The following is a 19360-nucleotide window of genomic DNA, read 5'->3' as shown; positions in this document are numbered from 1 at the left end:
CGTGGCGGTTTGTATTCTTCGCGTGTTGACGTGCGAGCACCGCACTGGAAGAGCGGACGGCGCAGGGACGCGAGCGCGGATTCACGAGCGCGACGGCGACAAGGCCACCCCGGGATGATGATGAAGACCGACATGCCCCCTCCCGAGAAGGCCGAAGGACGGCAGAGCCCTGAAGGAAGGCCGCGCGTCGAGGGGAGCCCGCGCCGCATGGGCCGGCCGCGAAAGGCGCCGCAGCGCAGCGAGCTCGCGCCGCGCGAGCAGATCCTGGCGGCGGCGGGCCGGCTCTTCGCGGAGCGGGGGGTCGTCGAGGTGTCGATGCTCGAGATCGCGGAGGCGGCGGGGCTCCGGCAGTCGTCGCTGTACTACTGGTACCGGCGCAAGGAGCTGATCGTCGCGGAGATCCTGCAGCAGGTGAACCGGCTGCCGCTCTCCTACGCGCGGGCGCTCGAGGAGAGCGGCGGGACGGCGGACGTGCAGCTCTGGCGCTTCGTGCGCTTCGACGTGGAGACGGTGTGCGGCTTCCCGCTGGAGATCACGGAGATCCACCGCTTCAGCGAGCGGGATCCGGCGGCCTTCGCGACGTACTGGGCCGAGCGGCGCGCGCTGACCGAGGCCGTGGCCGCGTTCGTGGGGCGCGGGGTGGGGGAGGGGAAGTTCCGCGCGGTGGACGCCTACCTGTGCGCGCTCACGGTGCTGGCGCAGGACGAGAGCGTGCAGAACTGGTATCGGCCGGAGGGGGCGGGGCGGGTCCATCCGCTCGCCGCGAGCGATCCGGCGGCGCTGGGGTACCGGACGGCGCAGATCGCGGAGCTCGTCGCGGACCAGACGGTCGGCGGGCTCCTGGCGCGGCCGTCGCGGCTCGCGGCGCTCCGGAAGAGGGCGGCAGGAGAGCGGTGAGCAGGGACAGGCGGAGCACCGCCGGGTAGTGCTGTCATTTGAACATGAAGGCGGTGTAGTGCTGTCATTTGAACATGAAGGCGGTAAGGCGGGAAGAAAATCTCAATGATCTTCCCGCCTTACCGCCTTCATGTGAACCCTCTCTGGGCAAATGACAGCACCACCCACAGCCGAGCGCGGCAGTCATTCGCCCGGAGGGGTTACAGGCAGGTGGCGAGTGAATTAGGTTTTCAATATCATCTATGGCGATGACCTCGGACGTCTCGTCTCCCAAGAACCCGCTCCTCTCCTCACCGCTGGCTCCGGCGGGCGTGGCCGCCCCGCAACGCGAGGAGCGCGCCGCGACGACCGCGGGCCAGCTCGCCGCCTTGCGCGCCGGCGACCCGGCGCTCGTGGTCGAGGTGAGCCTCGATGCCGACCTCGCCGGGTGGCTCGAGGCCATGGGGATCGGCCCCGGCCAGACGCTCACGGTGCTGAGGCGGGCCGCGTTCGGCGGACCCATCCACGTGCGCGCGGGCTCGGGCGGCGAGTTCGCGATCGACGCGGCGCTCGCGCGCTCGATCCTGGTCGCGCCCGTGACCTCGCAGGGGCGACGCGCGTGACCTCCCACTGCGCCGGCGCGCCCCCGGCGCGCCCGGTCCTCCTGCAGGGCAGCGCCGGGCAGCCGATCGTCGTGCTGCTCGGGCGGCCGAACTCGGGCAAGTCGTCGCTCTTCAACCGCCTGACCGGCGGGAGCGCGCACGTCGGCAACTTCCCCGGCATCACCGTCGACATCCTCACCACCGATGTCCGCCTCTCCGGCGGACCGGTCGTGACGGTGGCCGATCTGCCCGGGCTCTACTCCGTCGAGTCCGTCGTCGACCCTGCGACCGACGAGGGCGTCGCGCGCCGCTTCCTCGACCGCGCCCGCGAGGGCGGGCGCGCGAGCCTCGTGGTCCAGGTGCTGGACGCGACGCAGCTCGCGCTCGGCCTGCGGCTCACGCGCGAGCTCGTGCGGCGCGGGCTCGCGCCGCTCGTCGTGGCCACGCAGCGCGACGTGCTCGAGGGCGAGGGCCGCGCGCTCGATCTCGGCGCCATCGAGCGCGCCGTCGGCCTGCCCGTGCTGCTCGTGAGCGCCAGGGACCCGGGCGCGCGCGGCGCCGTCCTCGAGGCGATCCGCGCGCGCCTAGCGGGGCCGGCGCCGGGCGCCGAGCCGCCGGTGTGGGACCCGGACGCCGTCGCGCGCGCCGCGTACGTCGACGGGGCCGTCCGCGACGCCGCCGCCGAGCGGAGGCGGACGTTCACCGCGCGCGCGGACGCCGTGCTGCTCCACCCGGTGGCCGGTCCTTTCCTGTTCCTGGCGCTCATGGCGCTCTGCTTCGCCGCCGTGTTCCTGGTCGCCTCCCCGGTCACCGAGGTCCTCGACGCGGCGCTCGGCCAGCTCGGGAGCGCCGTGTCCGGCGCGCTCGGCGGCGGGCTCATCGCCTCGTTCTTCGTGGACGGGCTGCTCGGCGGCGCGGGGACGGTGCTCGCCTTCATGCCGCAGATCGTGATCCTCACCATCGCGATGGAGCTGCTCGAGGCGAGCGGGTACCTCGCGCGCGGCGCGTTCCTCGTCGACCGGCTGCTCCAGCTGCTCGGTCTGAGCGGCCGGTCGTTCCTCCCCCTCCTGATGGGGCACGCGTGCGCCGTCCCCGCGGTGCACGCGACGCGCATCATCCGCGACCCGCGCGAGCGCCTCACGGCGATCCTCGTGCTGCCGCTGATGACCTGCTCGGCCCGCATCCCCACCTACGCGCTGATCCTGACCACCTTCTTCGCCGCGTACGGCGCGTGGGTGCAGGCGCTGCTCTTCGTCGGGCTCTACTTCTGCGGGATCCTCGCCAGCCTCGTCGCCTCGCTCGCGCTCCGCCGCACGGCGACCCGCGGGCGCTCGCTGCCGCTGGTGCTCGAGATGCCGGCCTACCGCACCCCTCAGCTGGGCTTCATCGCCCGCAAGGCGGCGCAGACAGCGGGGCGGTTCATGCGGGACGTCGGGACCGTGATCCTGGCCGTCTCGGCCGTCCTGTGGGTGCTGCTCCAGGTCCCGATGCCGGGCGCCGTGCCTGCGGAGCCGCCGGCCGCCGCGAGCGAGCCTGCGCCCACCCCGGTCGCGTCGAGCATCGCCGGCGGCGTCGGGCGGTCGCTCGAGCCGATCACCGCCCCGCTCGGCTTCGACTGGCGCATCAACGTCAGCCTCATCGGCTCGTTCGGCGCGCGCGAGGTCATGGTCGGGACGATGGGGATCATCTTCGGCATCGAGGACGCGGAGGACGAGCCGGCGCCCCTCGCGGCGCAGATCCGCGACGCGAAGCGCCCGGACGGCTCGCCCGCGTACACGATGCGCACGGGCATCGCGCTGCTCGCGTTCTTCGTCCTGGCCTGCCAGTGCATGAGCACCGTGGCGGCGATCCGCCGCGAGACGAAGACGTGGCGCTGGCCGGCGTTCGTCCTCGCCTACAGCTACGCGGCGGCGTACGCCGCCGCGTTCGTCGCCTATCAGGTCAGCGGGCTGCTCGGGCTCCCGTGACCTGACCGTTCCAGGACCGGGACGGCGGCGCTCAGAGCGGGCTGAACGGCTCGAGCCCGGGCAGGTTCTTCGCCCTGCGCCCCTCGGCGCCGACCGCCGGGATCTCCTTGATCTTCTCGCGCGCGCGGCCGGTGCCGTCGTCGACCGCGGTCCACTCGTTCCAGAAGTGGCCGTCGGCGACGAAGAGCTGCGGGTGATCGAACGGCGCCTGCTCGAACCGGACCCGCTCGTCCGTGAGCGCCTCCAGGAACGCCACCAGCGCCTCCTTCTCGCCGTCCGTCAGCCCGAGCGGCTGGATGTCCGGATCGAGGTTCGTCCGGTTGGGCCCGAACCCCGTCGTATCGCCGTCCTCCCTGTCGCGCCGGTTGCCGCCGCGGTTATAGAATTCAACGACCTGCGCGAGCGTCAGCGCGCTGCCATTGTGGAAATAGGGGCCTGTCAGCGCGACGTTCCGGAGGGTCGGGACCTTGAAGGCGCCGTCGACCGCGTCGCGCTCGCGCCTGTCGATCGGCGCGCCTGGAGCGACCTCGAACGACGCCGGGTCGATGCGGAAGGGATCCGGGACGTCCTGGCCTGCGGCGAGGCGCTCGCCTTGCCGCGTGAACGAGAGCGGATTGCCGAAGGGGTCGAGGCCTCCGACACCCACGTCTTCCTCGGTCGGCCGGACGCCGATGTTGTAGAAGCCGTTGTCGTAGAGCGCGGGGCGGCCGTCCCCCATCAGCATTCGCTCGATCAACCCGCCTTCCTCGGCCTCGTCCTGCAGGTGGGTGGCGGCGCCGGTGAGCTCGGGGCCACGATGGCAGTTGATGCACTTGCCCTTGCCCTCGAAGATCGCGAGACCCGCGCGCTCCTTGTCGCTCAGCGCGGCGCTGTCCCCGTCGGCGAAGCGGTCGAACCGGGTGTCGTCGGACACGAGCGTGGCCTCGTAGAGCTGGATGGCGAGGCCCCAGAACAGCGAGAAGTTCGCCTCCACGAGGGGCCGGTCGTCGATGCGCTGGTCCGGGCGCCAGTACGCGTCCGCGAAGGCCCCCTCGATGAGCTCCCGATAGGAAGGCGCGAGTCCATTTCCGCTCGGGTGGCGCAGCGCTCCGAGGACGCTGTCGGTGGGATCCACGCCCTGACCTGCGAGCGGCCTCAGCTTCAACAGCTTCCTGCCGATGTCGGGGAACGTCCTGCCCTCGCACGACATCTCGAAGGGGCTGAGCGGCGGGCCGACCGCCTGCGACGCGAGGCTCGAGTTGTCCAGGTCGACCTCCTCGCGGACCAGCACGCCGTCGCGCAGGGCGTGGACGGCGGCGTCCGGGTCTCGCCTGCCGAAGGGGTTCACTCCGTTGAAATGGTTGTTCGCGCGTCCGTCCCAGAAATTGCGGTAGTTGAACGCGGCGTTGATCACCGTGGGCGTGTGCCGCGGCTCGACGCGCCGCACGTTCAGCCCTTGCACCTGGAAGATGTCCGGCAGCAGCGTGCAGTCGTCCTTTGCGTCCCCGCGCACGACGGCGTTGAAGCGGGCGTGGAACACGCCTTGTGAGGAGACGACGTCATCGGTCTGGAACAGGACGTCCGACTCGCGGTCGTCCGGGTCGGCGAGGCGGAAGAGCGGCCAGTCGCTCGCCTGGAGCGCGAAGTTCGGTCCGCCCCTCGAGCCCGACGCCAGGGAGTCGAACCGCTCGCGCCGCTCGGGGTCCTGGTTGGCGAGCCCGGGGCTGAGCTGGTTTCTCTTGCGGTGATCGGCGCCCGCGTGGAAGTGGCACGTCGCGCACGCCACGCCGTCGCTGCCCGCCTGCATGTCCCAGAAGAGCGCCTTCCCGAGCGCGACGGCCTTCTCCCGGTCCTTGACGTAGCGAGACAGGTTGTCCGGCTCCGGGACGCGGACGCCCCGGAGCGACCCGATGGTCGGCGGCGGATGGACCGGCGCGGGCGCCGCGGCGTCGTCCGGCGGATACGACGGCGGCGGCTCGCCGCTCCCGGGCGCGACAGGCGGCGATGACCCGCCCGCCGCGAGCGACGATCCCGGTCCGGGATCTGCGCCCCCCGAGCCCTGAGGCCCCTGTCCCCCCGAGCCCTGAGGCCCCTGTCCCGCCGAGCCCTGAGGCTCGTTTCCCCCCGAGCCCTCGGGCTCGAAGTGCCCCTCCGAGCAGCCGGCGGTCATCGACAAGCCCACCAGGGTGCCGGCGATCACCGCCCCGAGCCCGCGCGTGCGCGGGCCGCCAGAACAAGCTCTAGCGATCACGAGGAAACCTCCTTCGCTGCTGCGCGAGTGAATGCCGGGCGGCGCGAACCGGCGCCCTCGCGCGACGGCGCGAGTCGCGGGCCTGTTCGTCCGTCCGGCGATGAGCGGATCTCGCGAGCATGGACGCTCGACGGCGCTCCGCCCCTCGTCGTTCGAGTTCCTTCAGTTCATCCGAGCCTCAGAGGGACACCGCGTGTCCAGGGCGCGCATCGACGTCTCCTCTCGCCACGGCGATCTCCTCGCGTCGCGAGAGCGCACCGGCCCGCGCGATGGATTCGAGGGACAGGACGGCCTCTGTCGAGGACCGGGCGAGGAGGGGTGACGAGGCAAGACGTATCCCCTCCTCGCCCCGGCGCCGCGCCGAGCAGGGTCAGCCGTGCGCGCCGCCGAAACCCTGACCCATCCACCGGCCCGCGGCAATGTCGTCGATGCCGCATCGCAGGCAGGAGCGACCCGAGCGCGGAGCGCCTGGCGATCGAGGTCAAGGCGAGATGGCTGGACTGCCCTCTTCGAGGAGGCGTTGAAGGAACGGGAAGGACGCCGCGCGAGCGACGGTGTCCGCGTTCGCGACGGCGCGGCGTCGCGCGGCCCATCCAGGGTGGACCGCCGCCGTCCGCGACGGCGGCGCGATCCGATCCAGGTTGGGGCTGAGAAATCCCTTTATTTCGTCGCTCGTTTCAGCGGGGAAATTGAGCAGGGAGGCGGTAAGACAAGGAGTATTTCAAGTTTTTTTTTCTCTCTCTCTCCGTCTCCCTGTCTCCCCGCCTCCCCGTCTCCCCGCCTCCCTGTGAATCTTCTGAAGATTCGAGAGCATGCCTCGGAGCTTGGGGGGCTGGCCGCGGAGGCGGGCTGTTGACCCGCCGCTGTGTGGATTCACTCGCCTCGCCCGGGACAGCGTGCCCCAGGGCGCGCGGCGACCCTACCTGCGATGCCGCTGCATCCACCCGACCCCGTAGTCGACCAGAGCCCGCTGCGGCATCAGCAGGGCGGTCGCCGCGCCGACGCGGCCGCGGCGCTCCAGACCTGTATCCCTCGCGAAATCGGCGCCGATCCGGTCGAAATCCCCGTCGTCGGTCGCGATGTCGTCGAAGGCGACCCGCTGGCGCGCCCCGTCGACGAGGATGGGCGCGTGGCGCACCTCGATCCGCTTGCCCGGGAAGTCGGCGCGGTGCTCGGCCAGGTGCAGCGAGGTGTTGTTGCCGTGGCCGACGCCGAGCAGCAGCACCCAGCCGCCGAGCTCGTAGATGCGCGCCAGCGGCGACCCTTCTCCGAGGTCGTAAGCGAGGCTGTGGTTCGCCGTCACCCGCTCTGCATGCCGGCCCCAGGCGGCGAACGACGTGAGCGGGTGCGCGCTGCGCCGCACGCCGCGCTGCTTGCGGAACGTCTCGGGGATCACGCCCATCTGTCGCGTTGGCGTCAGGTCCGGGTCGTACGCCGGCATGGTCTGCCGGATCGGCTCCCACCACGCCTCGGGCACCGGCGGAGCCTGCCAGAGCGCCGGGTCGGAGAGGCCGGCCGAATGCGTCGGCATCACCAGCGTGCCCTCGGAGGTCAGGACCTCTTCGAGCGCCAGGATCACCGCGACTGGCCCGCCCGAGACCCAGCCGAGCTTGCTCAGCGACGAGTGGACCAGCAGGACCATGCCGGGCTGGACGCCCAGCGCCGCGAGCTCCTCGACCAGCGACGGGAGGGTGACGAGCGCGTCCGGGCGGCGCTGGATGGCCTTTTCTTCGCTTTCTTCGCTCATGGCATCACGTGAGTCGCCCGCCTACGTCAGGAAGACGCGGCGCAGGTATCCGCGCAGCTTGCCGCGATCCGCAGGCAGGTTGCGGTAGCCGATGTAGCCGTCCGGCCGTATCAGGTACAGGCACTCCGAGCGCGCCCCGTAGCGGCGGTGCAGCGCGCGGTCCGCGTCCAGCACCACACGGTGCGGAGTGCCCGACAGCGCCGCGGGGCGTTCGGCCGTCGGCACCACCAGGACCGGCTCCACCACCTCGCCGTGGCGCTGCCCGATCTCCTCCGCGAGGTCCACCAGCCTGCCCTCCGTGAACAGCAGCAGCGTGTGGCGCGGACCGCGCGAGAGCGGCGCCGTGTCCGGCGCGCGGTCCCCGGCCGCCAGTCCTGGCGTGCCCCGCGACGCCGGCCAGTCCTCGGCGCACAGCGAGCTGCCGCGGTAGTTGCGGGTGAGCATGCCCAGCGCCGGCCCGGCCTGTCTTTTCAGCTGCGGCCTGCTGGTGATGAAGGAGATGGCTCCGTCGCGCAGCGCGCAGCCCAGGGGGTGGCGCAGCGCGGACAGGGTCCGGATGGCCAGGGTGGTGGCGTGGGTGCTGCGCAGCGTCTCTGCGGCCAGCGGCCGGCGTTCGGCATCGTAGGAATCGAGCAGCTCCGGCCGGCCGACGCCGCGGATCACCAGCGCCAGCTTCCAGGCGAGGTTGTAGGCGTCCTGGATTCCCAGGCTGATGCCCTGGCCACCGAACGGGCTGTGGACGTGCGCCGCGTCTCCGGCCAGAAACACCCGCCCACTGCGGTAGCGATCGACCATGCGGCAGTGCATCCGGAAGGTGTCGATCCAGGCCGGATCGCGGACAGTCACGCCGGCCGGCCCGCGCGCCGCGGCCTGCGCCTGGAGGTTCTCCAGCGTCGCTTCGCGGCTGATGCCGTCGCCAGGACGCAGCAGGAAGACCAGGCGGTAGTGTCCGTCGGCGGCCAGGGGCAACGCCGCCATGAAGCCGGGCGGGCCGAGGAAGAAGATGTTCTGGTCCGCCGGGGCCTGGAAGTGGGAGGGCCAGGTCAGGCGTACGTCGGCGTGCAGCCCTTGTTCTTCGTAGGTCGTGCCCTTGAACGGGAACCCGAGGACGTGGCGCACCTCGCTGCGGGCGCCGTCGCAGGCGATGAGCCACGGGACACGCAGCGTCTCCTGCGCCCCGTCTCTGCGCCGCAGCCGCGCGGTGACGCCGTCTGCGTCCTGCTCCAGGCCCTCGAACCGCACCCGGCGCTCGACCGGGATCCCGAGGCGCAGCAGGTGCTCCGCCAGCATGTGCTCGGTGTCGCCCTGCGCGATGCCCAGCTCGAACGAGTAAGGGGTGTCCATCCCCTCGAAGGTGATGTGCGCCACGCGGCGCGTCCCGGAGTGCCAGCTCAGCCCGACGAGCCGCCGGCCGCGCCGCAGCGCCTCTTCGATGACACCCATGGATTCGAAGATCTCGAGGGTGCGGGCGTGAACCGACACGGCCTTCGACTTGCTCGACGCGCCCTCGCCCTGATCGACGATGCGGCAGGGGATGCCGTGGCGAGAGAGCTCCGCGGCCATGACCAGGCCAACTGGACCAGCGCCCACGACCAGGACGGCTGGGGTCTTGTCCCTGTCCAGATCCATCTACGCGACCCGCGCCTCGGCGGGTGGAAACAGGATCCCGGCGCTGCCGCTGAAGCTCAGCCCGAACGACACGAGCAGCATGGGACCTCGCGCCCGCGGGAGCGCATCGGCGAGCATGAAGCCCAGCGAGGCCCCGGTGAGGTTGCCATGGCGGGCCAGGACCTCGTACGAGGAGGCGACCTGCTGGCCGCCGCAGCCGAGCTGAAGTCTGCCGCAGATTCCGTCGAGGATCTTGCGGCTGCCTGTGTGGATCAGGACCTGGTCGGCCTCGTCCGCGGCGCGGATCGGGCATTCGGGGTGGGCGAGCAGCCGGCGCACCGTGTCGAGCGCGTAGAAGGTGCCGCGCTCGGTGATCCCTGGTCCGAGCTTGTACACCGGCCGCCCCTGGATGGCCGGCGCGTCGCTGCCGGCGCCCACGATGTGGCCGAGCTCAGCGTCCAGGGGCTGGTCGTTGGTCAGGTGCGTTGTCGGTCCGAACGCCGGGCCGGGGCCGTCGGCCTGCAACAGCAGCGCGACCGCCCCGTCGGCGAACAGGAAGCCATGGAGGACATCGACGGTCCGCTGTACCTCGTCCGGCGTACACGCCTCCTTGAAGGAGAGGTAGCGCGGCGCGGCCAGCGGCTGCGACATGGCGGTGGTCGACTCCATGCAGACGAGCAGCACCCGCCGCTCCGGGTTCGCCTGCAAGTACCAGCGCGCGGTATCGACGGCCTTGAGCAAGGGCGAGCAACCCTGCCCCTGCAGGCTCAGGTTCATGGCCTCGCGCGGCAGCTCCGCCATCTGCGCGAACAGGTCGGAGACCAGCCCCGGCACCAGCCGCGACGGGGTGTTGGTGGCGGCGATCACCAGCCCCAGCTCCGTCGCATCGCACCGCGCCTCGGCCAGACAGCGGCGCGCCGCGCGGACGGCCATCTCCGTGCCGCGGACGGAATACTCGGGCGTCGCGCCTTCAAACAGAACCTGCGGATAGTTGGACAGGATTGAATGGCGCTGATCGACCCCCAGGCGCCGCAACATCGCTCGCAGATCCGGAGAGAGCTTGCCGCCGCTCGCGTCCAGCAGGCAGTCCGTGGTGTAGGCGGGCTCGGGGAGAAAGGTCGCGATCGCGCCGATTGTGATATTCATCTATGCGTTCTCCTTGCCACGTCCCGTCGCGAGCGCGTCGAATCTCATCGCTATCCGCAGGCCACGATGAACCATCTCATGGCATCGTCGTGCTTTGCAAGCGCCCGCGCCCGCCTCGCTCACGAGGTAGCGATCGGTAGCGATCGGTGGCCTGGGTCGTCGCGGGAAGTGCCAGTACGCCTGCGCTTCTGCGCTTCCGCATGGCTCGTGTCATTCCCCTCAGCGATCCGCCGCGCGCGCGACGCGAGCCCCCTCGTCGCGGCCCTGCCGCCGCAAGGCGCTCGGCGGCACGCCCGAGAACCGCTTGAAGGCGCGGCTGAAGGCCGCCTCGGAGTCGTAGCCGAGCCGCACGGCCGCCTCGGCGACGGTCACGCGGTCGTCGCGCAGCCAGCCGCTCGCGACGTGCATGCGCCAGCGCGCCAGGCAGCGCGCCGGCGGCACGCCGACCACCGCCGCGAAGCGCTCCGAGAAGATCGAGCGTGACATCCTCGCGACGTCGGCGAGCGACTCCACCGACCACGGCTCGCCCGGGCGCCGGTGGATCGCGGCGAGCGCGCGGCCGATCTGCGGGTCTCGTATCGCGGCGAGCCAGCCCTCGGTGTCCTCCGTGCGCGACTCGACCCACGCGCGGACGACCCTCGTGATCACGACGTCGGCGAGACGCGTCATCACTGTCGCGGCGCCGATGCGCCGCCTGAGCACCTCGTCCGCCATGGAACGCGACCCGACCCAGGTTGGGTCCCGCCGAGGCGCTCGTCATCGGTCCGTGGAAGGCTGGCTGCGAGCCCCAGAAGTCCTGCAGTTTAGCGCAACAAGGCTCGGGCGGGTAGCGAGAAGCGGCCCCCTTCCAGTCGTGCTCGCAAATATCACTGAGAGAGCCTTTGTTATCGTAGTCACTTGTGCCCCCTCGTGCCTGCGCGAGGAGACCAGAAGATCAGTCATCGCCAGGCTCGGCTCTGGAACGTTTCATCTGCTGGACTTGCTTAATGATCTCCAGGAGATCGGGAAATTCTGTTCGCGATGTCAGCTTCCGGTTCTTGCCAGGTTGAATGTTAAGGCTTCTTATGAGCTCATCTCCGATTTTGCGCGTCAGCGGAACTCCGACGAATCCGAGTCGTCGGCTTTTTGCCCCCTCCGATTTTAGATCTGGAAGTGATATGAGAGATGTAGAGTCGTAGGCTGATCCTATGGCCATGCTGAATCGATCGTATAGGGATTGGCGCACGTCGTCTTCTGATAAATATGCGATCCCAGTCGTTGAACGAAGCCTCGGATCAGTGGACTGCGCGACCAGAGAGAAAAACGCGTCGATGTAATAGCGCGCGCGTCCCCACATGTAGGATCTAAAGTCGATGTGCTCGGTGATTGTTTCTGACGACGTCGGATCGAACCAGACCTCGTCCGGTGTTCTGATTTCGCCATGTCTTTCTGGCCGATCCAGGCGACCTAACTGCAATCCGGACGTCCATCCGTAGTTGGTTCCCTCCATGATGATGATCCTCTTCGGACGGTATCCCAGGATCTTATCGACATCCTGCAGGGCTTGGTCAAATATGTCGTCAAGGCTACGCACGGTGTGCTCGTGCTTCGCCTCGATATAAAGTAGCAGGTTGGTAGCATGCCCCGTCAGCACCGGATCCCCGGCGTTCTGGCCGAAGGCCACATGAAAACCACGCTGCCGGGAGAGACCCACGACCTCGCTTACAAGCATGCTAGGCCGGATGTTCGATATGAATGATATTCCGGTGCCGCTGTCCTTAAGGACTAAATTCCAAGGATTCGGGAAATCTTTGAACTTCGTCGTCAGCCCTGGGTGCATCAGTTCAAGACCTTTGATGCAGCTATCGCAGAAGCATGTCGGTGTGATCCGCTCGTCTTTTGCACCCATGGGCCAGAGATCAACTGCATCGATGGCAACCCCTTCGAGTTTTACCTTCGCGCTCTTCACCACGTCGCAGGCGATGTCCACTCCGGTCCCGAGCACAGCTGCAACGAGATCGCGAACTCGTCCGTTTCCTATGCAGAGTTGTGCCGCGCTTTCTCCGACGATGTCGGTGATGTGCATGGCGTCACTGCGAATGAAAGACATCGTTGGGTCGAGAACGAGATGAATGCCGCATCCGAGGCGAGCGAAGTCCTCCAATGATTCGCTAAATCCCTTATATAATTCTACCGGTCGACCGTACTCCGACATTTTTATGCCAGGCAACTGGTCGCATGGGAACAAGAGTCCGTCTGGCGCGACTACTGGCATCACCACGCTGGTAGGCTTAACTCCCCATATTCTTACGAATTCGTCGTGGAGTTCTTGCGCCGTTCTGTGTCGCAGGATGACTGGATGGGGTATGTCCATCACAGCGTCTCCTTTCCCTGCGTCTATGCGCTTGTGAATTCGAAAGATTCGTCGCGCCATGATACGTCCTTTCTGCGCTGCGATATTCAGATAATGGACTTAAGCCCAAGGCTGGTCGGACTCCAGCTTCCGTCAGGGTGGGAATGAACGAGTCCTGCAGTCCTGAGGTTCATCAGTACAGTGTCCAATTCGGCGATCAGTGTCGAATCGCCTTTTAGTCCGGACACAATATCATTCCGCGAAGCTCTTTGGGTTACTGCGGCCGCAGCAGCCCGCGCGATAGATTCTACGACCAGACGCTCCTTGCTGCTCCGCAAAGACGAACCGCTACTCAGTTCTCGTGACAGCCTTGGCAAGAATGAGTTTACGTCGACGCCTGAGTAGAGGTTCATTCTGCCTCGTTTGAATGCATCTTCGAAGCGTTCGAAGAGACCGGTCTGCTCGTAGGTTAACTTGTATTTGTCACTGTCATAGAATGTCCATAACACGTCAGCGTTGCAGTCGTCTGAATGAAATGTGCTGGCGAGGAATTCGGTGATGATGTCATTCCAGCCGCCGTAGGCCATGACAACGAGCACATTGTTGGAAATTAGACGCCGGAGGGATGCTCCAAGCCTTGGCCTTGGTGCTCTGAGTTGAGCCGGCGTGTGCATCGTCTCTCCATGCCAAAAGCCATGCAGATGTATCACGCGGACTACCTCGTCATCGTCTGCTTCCGTCTGATCGATGGACCCGTCAGTGAGAATTCTTGTTCTACTGAATCGTCCATTGGCTTCACGAATACTCAATTCGATGAGTGGGTCGAAGTTCGTCGTTAATATGGTATGTGCAAAGTGCCCGCGGCCGCGAGCCCCAAGCTCACCAAGTGCGCGAGCTCCGCTCGGTATCTGCCAACCTACCGGCTCCCGTGAGATGTTTGTATAATCTGCTTCGCTCGCTGACCCATCAATCAGAGATGTGAATCGATTGGTGGTATCGTATCCCGGCACTCGTGCCATCAGCACTGCGCGCCGGATGGCTTCGTTGGCCTTAGAGGGACCACGGATATTCAAGAACGCCTGAAAAGCCGATTCGTATGCGTTTCCACTTAGATTTCGAATGTTCCGCTTGAAGTCTGACTGTGCAGCAGGATAGTCGTTTAGTAGTTCGATCAATATGTCTATTATGCCATCAACTCCGGGTACGTGCGGAAGCGAGAGTCCCGACCCGACGAGGAAAACTACGCCTCGCTTACAGTGGTGTTCGAACTTGAGTCGATGAATTAGTGCGTCCTCGTTGGAGAACATGTCAGGTCGAACTGCGGGCATAAAAATTCCATTTGAATGTGAATGTTTTGTTGTACTGGATCTGTAGAAAGATATTTCTTTATGATCGTGAAATCCGAATGGCAACGTGGATAGTTTATGATCGACAACGTGTGTCGACTTCTCTATTGTCGGTTCGTTTCGTTGTGGTGAAATAGTTGCGCTGTTGAATCTGTAGAACGATAGTTCCTCGGGGTTGAAGGAGCTTGAGTTCGAGATGTGATGGCCCCATTCGCTGGAGTGTGCTAATCTTATAGATGTGTTCCAGTGTGTCCGGTTAGCTATGTCTACTATGTGTATCGGGGGTGCTTTGACGATTGCTTGTCTGCTGTTGGCAAGATCGTGAGCGGGCAAAGTGCTCTCGGGTATCCAGCTAGTCGACTCTTTTTCAAGCGATTCCAGTAATATATCTCCGGAACATGAAATTTGGTTCTGTTGGTCTCCGGTGGCATCAAGATTCGTAATTAATTGTTGCTCATGCTGTGATGTTCGCATCCTGAGCAGGCGCTCTACCTCCGAGAGGGTCCGGTGAGCTGAGACGCCGTAATATACGTGCATTCGCTTTTCGCGTAATGCGATTCGGAATCTCCGGAAGAGGTTTGTGTGCTTTGATGCCGCCGCCCTGGGATCCTCTTCTGCTATTGTCCAGATGATGTTTGATCTGTATCGAGGATCGCGTGATGATTGGTAGATTAATTCAACTATATCGACTTCGTCCTCGTATCCCATTACGATCAATGTGCTGCGTTTTATCGTCTGTCGCACTGTGCGGCCGAGTTCCCGGCGTGGCGCTTTGCGAAGAATCATTGCCGTGGGGGACACAGGCCCGAGCCAGAAGCCTCGCATATGGATCAGTTGCGGCTCATCCGCGGGCTTGATGCGTGTGTCACCCGAGGGAGATAGGATGCAAAGGCGAAATTTGCCTCCCGCAGCGGAGATCGCGATCTGGATTAACGGGTCGAAGCTGGTGGTCAGTATCGCTCGAAAGCGATCGGGCTTAAGCGTGGCTATTGTGCCAAGTGCCCGAATCCCTGGTGGAAGGTGCCAGATTGTGCTATTTGTTGCGAGACTGCTAAGAATTTTCTCTTGTGTGTCTAAGTCTCTGGTTGATTTAATCCACTTCAATACATCGGCGGGGCATTCGCATGCTCGAAGTACAGTCCTCCGCAGTATTTCATCTGCTGCTTGATGAGAGCGCAGCCCTACTAACTCTTCGAGCGCTTTGGCTAGCCTCGCTTGTCCGCTGAGATTGAGGAGTTCTCTGTCCAGTCGAGCACGCGCGTGATCGTCCTCGCCGAGAAAAGTCCGGATCATCTCCACCGTCTCGTCGCTAGTGGGGATTCCACCGGGGTGGCTGTGCGGCCAAGGCGTTGCCAGCGATGGGCCTAGAAGAAAAGAGAGCTTTTCATGACCAGTATCGAGCAGGTAAGCTAGTCGACCAATTAGAACCTTCTCATCGCGCAGGTCACAAGAGTCCAGCGAATCGACGTCGTTCCGGCTGCTTGCTACCCCGGAGCGGCGATTTGAGCGATTGTGGTTCCTGGCCTTGCTTGCCACCCCCTCGGACCTCCCCTGCTATCAACTCTTAACGGTCACCGATCCTAAGCATGCCGCTCATCGTCACATGCCGTTTTCCGAATGGAGAACGTATGATACTGTTTGCGTTGAACCATTCGCAAGCACCTCGAGGCTTGACTGCTTGCCTTGTTCCATCCTGGCAGTTCCGAATTTCGCAGCGGCTTTCTCATGTAAGTTTTTGGGGGTAGATGTGGCGAAATTGACTACATTTCTCTGGGATGGTGCGCGGTGACCATGATTCTCGACTGTTGGGGCCGTCAGGGACTCCGCCTCGCTGCGTTAAGCGCTCGTAAGAATGCGGTGATCTGACCCAGGTTGGCACTGTGCCGCCGGTTGGCGCTGTGCCACCAATGGCACAGTTAGTCAGTGGGCGACGAATCAGTGGGCGACGAAGAGGAAGTCCGATCTATCGGTGAACCAACCAGTGGATGGACGCCTGGAGGGGGGATGGTAAGGGCTCTCAGAAAAAAACGTCCGCGACGTTTATGTTCCCGGGCACCACGCTCGCGCTCTTGTGCTGCGCATCGTACGCGCAAGCTCTTATGCGGTGCGGCGGTATGGCCTCCGAGGCATCGTTCGAACAGGGAGAAATGGTGACAAGGTCCCGGTGTCGTACATCACATGCCGGCCGGAATCGGAGAACGTGCTCATGCAAGCCCCCTCGGGCTGGCACGCCATCCCGCAGCTTATCCCCGTGAAGCGCTGGGCCGCTACCGAACCTCTGGGCTCTTCCGTACGTCTGCCGGTGCGAACGACGGCCAAGTTCACCATCATCGCATGAGAGCGTCGCCTCGTCAGATCATGGATCCGCCGCGCACGCGACCCGAGCCCCCTCGTCGCGGCCCTGCCGCCGCAAGGCGCTCGGCGGCACGCCCGAGAGCCGCTTGAAGGCGCGGCTGAAGGCCGCCTCGGAGTCGTAGCCGAGCCGCACGGCCGCCTCGGCGACGGTCACGCGGTCGTCGCGCAGCCAGCCGCTCGCGACGTGCATGCGCCAGCGCGCCAGGTAGCGCGCCGGCGGCACGCCGACCACCGCCGCGAAGCGCTCCGAGAAGATCGAGCGTGACATCCTCGCGACGTCGGCGAGCGACTCCACCGACCACGGCTCGCCCGGGTGCCGGTAGATCGCGGCGAGCGCGCGGCCGATCTGCGGATCTCGTATCGCGGCGAGCCAGCCCTCCGTGTCCTCCGTGCGCGACTCGACCCACGCGCGGACGACCCTCGTGATCACCACGTCGGCGAGGCGCGTCATCACCGTCGCGGCGCCGACGCGGCGCCTGAGCACCTCGTCCGCCATGGCGTCGAGCAGCACCGGCAGCACCGCGTCCTGCGCCCCGCCGCCCCGCACGAGGAGCAGCGGAGGCATGAGCTCGAGGAGCGGATTCACGGTGGGCTGGGCGAACCCCACGCTGCAGCAAACGAGGATCGTCTGCGCGCCCGCGCCGCCGGCGCGCATATCGAACACCCGGTCGCCGATCTCCTCCAGCGGCATCTCCTCGAGCGGCTTCACGCGCCCGCGCGCCCTGTCGGCGATCGCGTGGCCCGTCCCGTGCGGCAGGAGGGCGACGTCGCCGGCGTGCAGCTCCAGCCACCCGCGCTTCGGCGCGCGCAGCCAGCAGCTGCCCGAGACGACGAAATGGAACCGCGCCTGCGGCACCGGCGGGAGGTCGATGCCCCAGGGGCGCGTCAGCTCGCAGCGACCATAGGAGCCCTCCGAGAGCCGGAGGTCCTGGAGCACCTCGCTCAGCGCGTCGGGCGAGGGCGCCTCCGGGTCGGACGAACGGTCATGCATAGGCGATAAAGTAGCATGGAACGCCCGCGCTGCCGGACCCACGATGCCGGGCAGGAGGCATGAAGAACACCATGCGTGCGCTTGTCCATGATCCCAGTCAGCCGCGAGGCCTTCGCTCCGCGGAGGTGCCGCCCCCGGTCCCGGCGCCGTCGCAGGCGCTCATCGAGGTCCACGCCGTATCGCTGAACTTCGGCGAGGTCGCGTTCCTCTCGGAGATGCGCAAGCCCGGCGAGGTGCCGGGGTGGGACGCCGCCGGCGTCGTGGTCCGCGCGGCCGCCGACGGCTCCGGGCCGAAGGAGGGGGCGCGCGTCGCGTCGTTCGCCTTTGGCGGCGGCGCGTGGGCCGAGCTGCGCGCGGTGGACACGTCCGACCTCGGCGTCGTCCCTGATGCGGTCGATCTCGGCGCGGCCAGCACGATCCCGGTGGCGGGCGTCACGGCGCTGCGCGCGCTGCGCGCCCTCGGGCCGGTGGTGGGGCGCCGCGTCCTCGTCACGGGCGCCTCGGGCGGCGTCGGCCGCTACGCCGTCCAGCTCGCGCGCCGCGCCGGCGCGCACGTCGTAGCCGCGGTCGGGAGCGCCGCGCGCGGCGAGGGGCTGCGCGCGCTCGGCGCCGACGAGGTCGTCGTCGGCCTCGACGCGGTGAAGGAGCCTGTCTTCGGCGTGCTCGACAATGTCGGCGGCGCGCAGCTCGCCCAGGCGCTGAGCCTCGTGGAGCGCGGCGGCTCGGTGCAGAGCATCGGCATGGCGTCGGGCGAGCCGAGCACCATCGATTTCGAGCAGGAGCGGCGGCGCGGGGGGGAACCGGCGCGTCGAGGTCTTCGTCGTGGGCGCCGGCTTCGGGCCGGACATCACCTACCTGGCCTCGCTGCTCGAGCGGCGAGAGCTCGACCCGCAGATCGGGTTTCGCGGCGGCTTCGAGCGCGCGGCGGAGGCGGCCCAGGCGCTGCTCGATCGGCGGGTGGCGGGCAAGGCGGTCCTCGAGCTCCGGAGCGAAGGGCGATGAGCGAGCCATCGAGTCAGAGGTGAGCGCGGCCATGCTCGTCCGGCGCATCGGGACCGTGGAGGACGTCGGGTACGCGGCCGTCTTCCTCGTGACCAACGCGCAGGTGACCGGCTCGGTGCTGGAGATCACGGGCGGCGAGACGCTCGTGGATGGGCTGTAGCGGCGAGCCTCGACCCGACCGAGGTCGTGGCAAGGTCTGAGAACCTGGCCGGCGGAGCGTCGAGCGGGTACACAGGTCCCTCATGAGCTCGACCCTCCTTGCCTTCTGCGGCGCCGCGCTGGTGCTGGCCATGATCCCGGGGCCGAGCACCGCCGTCATCGTGCGGCAGGCTCTGCGCGGAGGGCGCCGCGCCGCGCTCGCGACCATCGCCGCGAACGAGCTGGGACTCCTCTTCTGGGCCCTCGTCGCGGCGCTCGGGGCCACTGCGCTCGTCAAGGCCTCCGAGGTCGCCTATGACGCGCTCCGCCTCGCCGGCGCGGCCGTCCTCATCGTGCTCGGCGTTCAATCCATCCTGGGGCGGCGTCGGGCCGGGGCCGGCGGCGCGGGGGCGGGCGCTCCGGAGCCCGCTGCCGGCGGGTGGAGCGCCTTCCGCATTGGCCTCCTCACCATCCTGGCGAACCCCAAGGCGGCCGTGTTCGCCGCGTCCTTCCTGCCGCAGTTCGTGCCGACCGGCGCGCCGACGCTGCCGGCGCTGCTCCTTCTCTCGCTGGTGTGGGTCGCCGTGGACACCGCCTGGTACCTGGCGCTCGTCCTGCTCCTCGGCCGGCTCCAGGCGGCCATGGCCGGCGGTCGCGTGCGCCGGACGCTCGAGGCGGTCTCCGGCGGGATCCTCGTGGCGCTCGGCGTGCGGATGGTCCTGGATCGCCCCTGAGGAGCGCTGCCGCTCCATCGGCCGAGCAGCCCAGCATCGCCGATGCGGTTCGGCTTGCGCACGCAGGCCTGGACCCGGCGGTTCACCGCGGAGACGGGTTCGTCGTTGTTGATTTCGCTGGTTGAACTGAGAATTTGATGCGCTCTATCGGAATGATCTCTCTCGCAGGATTCGGCGCGTGATGAATGCGACAGACGCATGACCGTGTGATGAGAAGGTGCTATCGGTGGCAAATGAAGCGACGCCGCGCCGGAGCATCAGGTCCGTTCGATGACGCGAGGTGAAC

13 protein-coding genes and 1 pseudogene are annotated in these 19360 nt (G+C 67.0%); 6 read left to right on the top strand and 8 right to left on the bottom strand.

Going from position 1 to position 19360, the window contains the following annotated elements; genetic code table 11:
- Positions 1-114 precede the first annotated feature (114 nt).
- The 3 genes from WME85_RS30865 (at position 115) to feoB (ending at position 3445) form a co-directional block, all read left to right on the top strand.
- Positions 115-897, top strand: coding sequence for a TetR/AcrR family transcriptional regulator (locus WME85_RS30865; RefSeq protein WP_437826471.1), 783 nt, complete (start codon positions 115-117; stop codon positions 895-897).
- Between the two features lie 248 nt (positions 898-1145).
- The gene (locus WME85_RS30860; protein WP_437826469.1) at positions 1146-1499 is read left to right on the top strand and encodes a FeoA family protein; all 354 of its coding nucleotides are present in this window, start codon (positions 1146-1148) and stop codon (positions 1497-1499) included.
- On the top strand, positions 1496-3445 hold the full coding sequence (gene feoB / locus WME85_RS30855) for a ferrous iron transporter B (RefSeq protein ID WP_437826468.1): 1950 nt from the start codon (positions 1496-1498) through the stop codon (positions 3443-3445). Before WME85_RS30860 ends, feoB begins: the two co-directional genes overlap by 4 nt.
- A gap of 31 nt (positions 3446-3476) precedes the next feature.
- On the opposite strand, the gene WME85_RS30850 is transcribed toward feoB, so the two are convergent.
- The 8 genes from WME85_RS30850 to WME85_RS30815 all read right to left on the bottom strand — a co-directional run bounded on the left by WME85_RS30850 (position 3477) and on the right by WME85_RS30815 (position 17200).
- Positions 3477-5675: a cytochrome-c peroxidase gene (locus tag WME85_RS30850; protein ID WP_437826466.1), complete on the bottom strand. Its 2199-nt coding sequence runs from the start codon at positions 5673-5675 to the stop codon at positions 3477-3479.
- A gap of 919 nt (positions 5676-6594) precedes the next feature.
- Positions 6595-7422, bottom strand: a complete 828-nt coding sequence (locus tag WME85_RS30845; RefSeq protein ID WP_437826464.1) for an aminoglycoside N(3)-acetyltransferase — start codon at positions 7420-7422, stop codon at positions 6595-6597.
- 21 nt (positions 7423-7443) lie between these two features.
- On the bottom strand, positions 7444-9051 hold the full coding sequence (locus WME85_RS30840; protein ID WP_437826462.1) for an FAD-dependent monooxygenase: 1608 nt from the start codon (positions 9049-9051) through the stop codon (positions 7444-7446).
- Complete coding sequence (locus tag WME85_RS30835; RefSeq protein WP_437826460.1) at positions 9052-10176, bottom strand: 3-oxoacyl-[acyl-carrier-protein] synthase III C-terminal domain-containing protein; 1125 nt, start codon at positions 10174-10176, stop codon at positions 9052-9054.
- A 219-nt stretch (positions 10177-10395) separates the two neighbouring features.
- The gene (locus tag WME85_RS30830) at positions 10396-10890 is read right to left on the bottom strand and encodes an AraC family transcriptional regulator (protein ID WP_437826459.1); all 495 of its coding nucleotides are present in this window, start codon (positions 10888-10890) and stop codon (positions 10396-10398) included.
- 220 nt (positions 10891-11110) lie between these two features.
- A complete protein-coding gene (locus tag WME85_RS30825) occupies positions 11111-12529 on the bottom strand; it encodes a hypothetical protein (protein ID WP_437826458.1) in 1419 nt (472 codons plus the stop codon).
- Between the two features lie 86 nt (positions 12530-12615).
- Positions 12616-15390, bottom strand: coding sequence for an SIR2 family protein (locus tag WME85_RS30820; protein ID WP_437826456.1), 2775 nt, complete (start codon positions 15388-15390; stop codon positions 12616-12618).
- Between the two features lie 820 nt (positions 15391-16210).
- Positions 16211-17200 (bottom strand): AraC family transcriptional regulator, encoded by a 990-nt coding sequence (locus WME85_RS30815; RefSeq protein ID WP_437826454.1) that lies wholly within the window; start codon positions 17198-17200, stop codon positions 16211-16213.
- Positions 17201-17271: 71 nt separating this feature from the next.
- Between WME85_RS30815 and WME85_RS30810 the strand changes: the two are divergent.
- The 3 genes and pseudogenes from WME85_RS30810 (at position 17272) to WME85_RS30800 (ending at position 19074) form a co-directional block, all read left to right on the top strand.
- Positions 17272-18202: pseudogene (locus WME85_RS30810) on the top strand (zinc-binding dehydrogenase).
- A 31-nt stretch (positions 18203-18233) separates the two neighbouring features.
- The gene (locus tag WME85_RS30805; protein ID WP_437826452.1) at positions 18234-18362 is read left to right on the top strand and encodes a hypothetical protein; all 129 of its coding nucleotides are present in this window, start codon (positions 18234-18236) and stop codon (positions 18360-18362) included.
- An 82-nt stretch (positions 18363-18444) separates the two neighbouring features.
- Complete coding sequence (locus tag WME85_RS30800; protein WP_437826450.1) at positions 18445-19074, top strand: LysE family translocator; 630 nt, start codon at positions 18445-18447, stop codon at positions 19072-19074.
- Positions 19075-19360 lie beyond the last annotated feature (286 nt).

It is taken from the genome of Sorangium sp. So ce1153, from assembly GCF_051521595.1.
In the GTDB taxonomy this organism is placed as follows: Bacteria; Myxococcota_A; Polyangia; order Polyangiales; family Polyangiaceae; genus Sorangium.
Note: the sequence above shows the minus strand (reverse complement) of the source record. Positions and strands in the feature narration are given on the sequence as shown.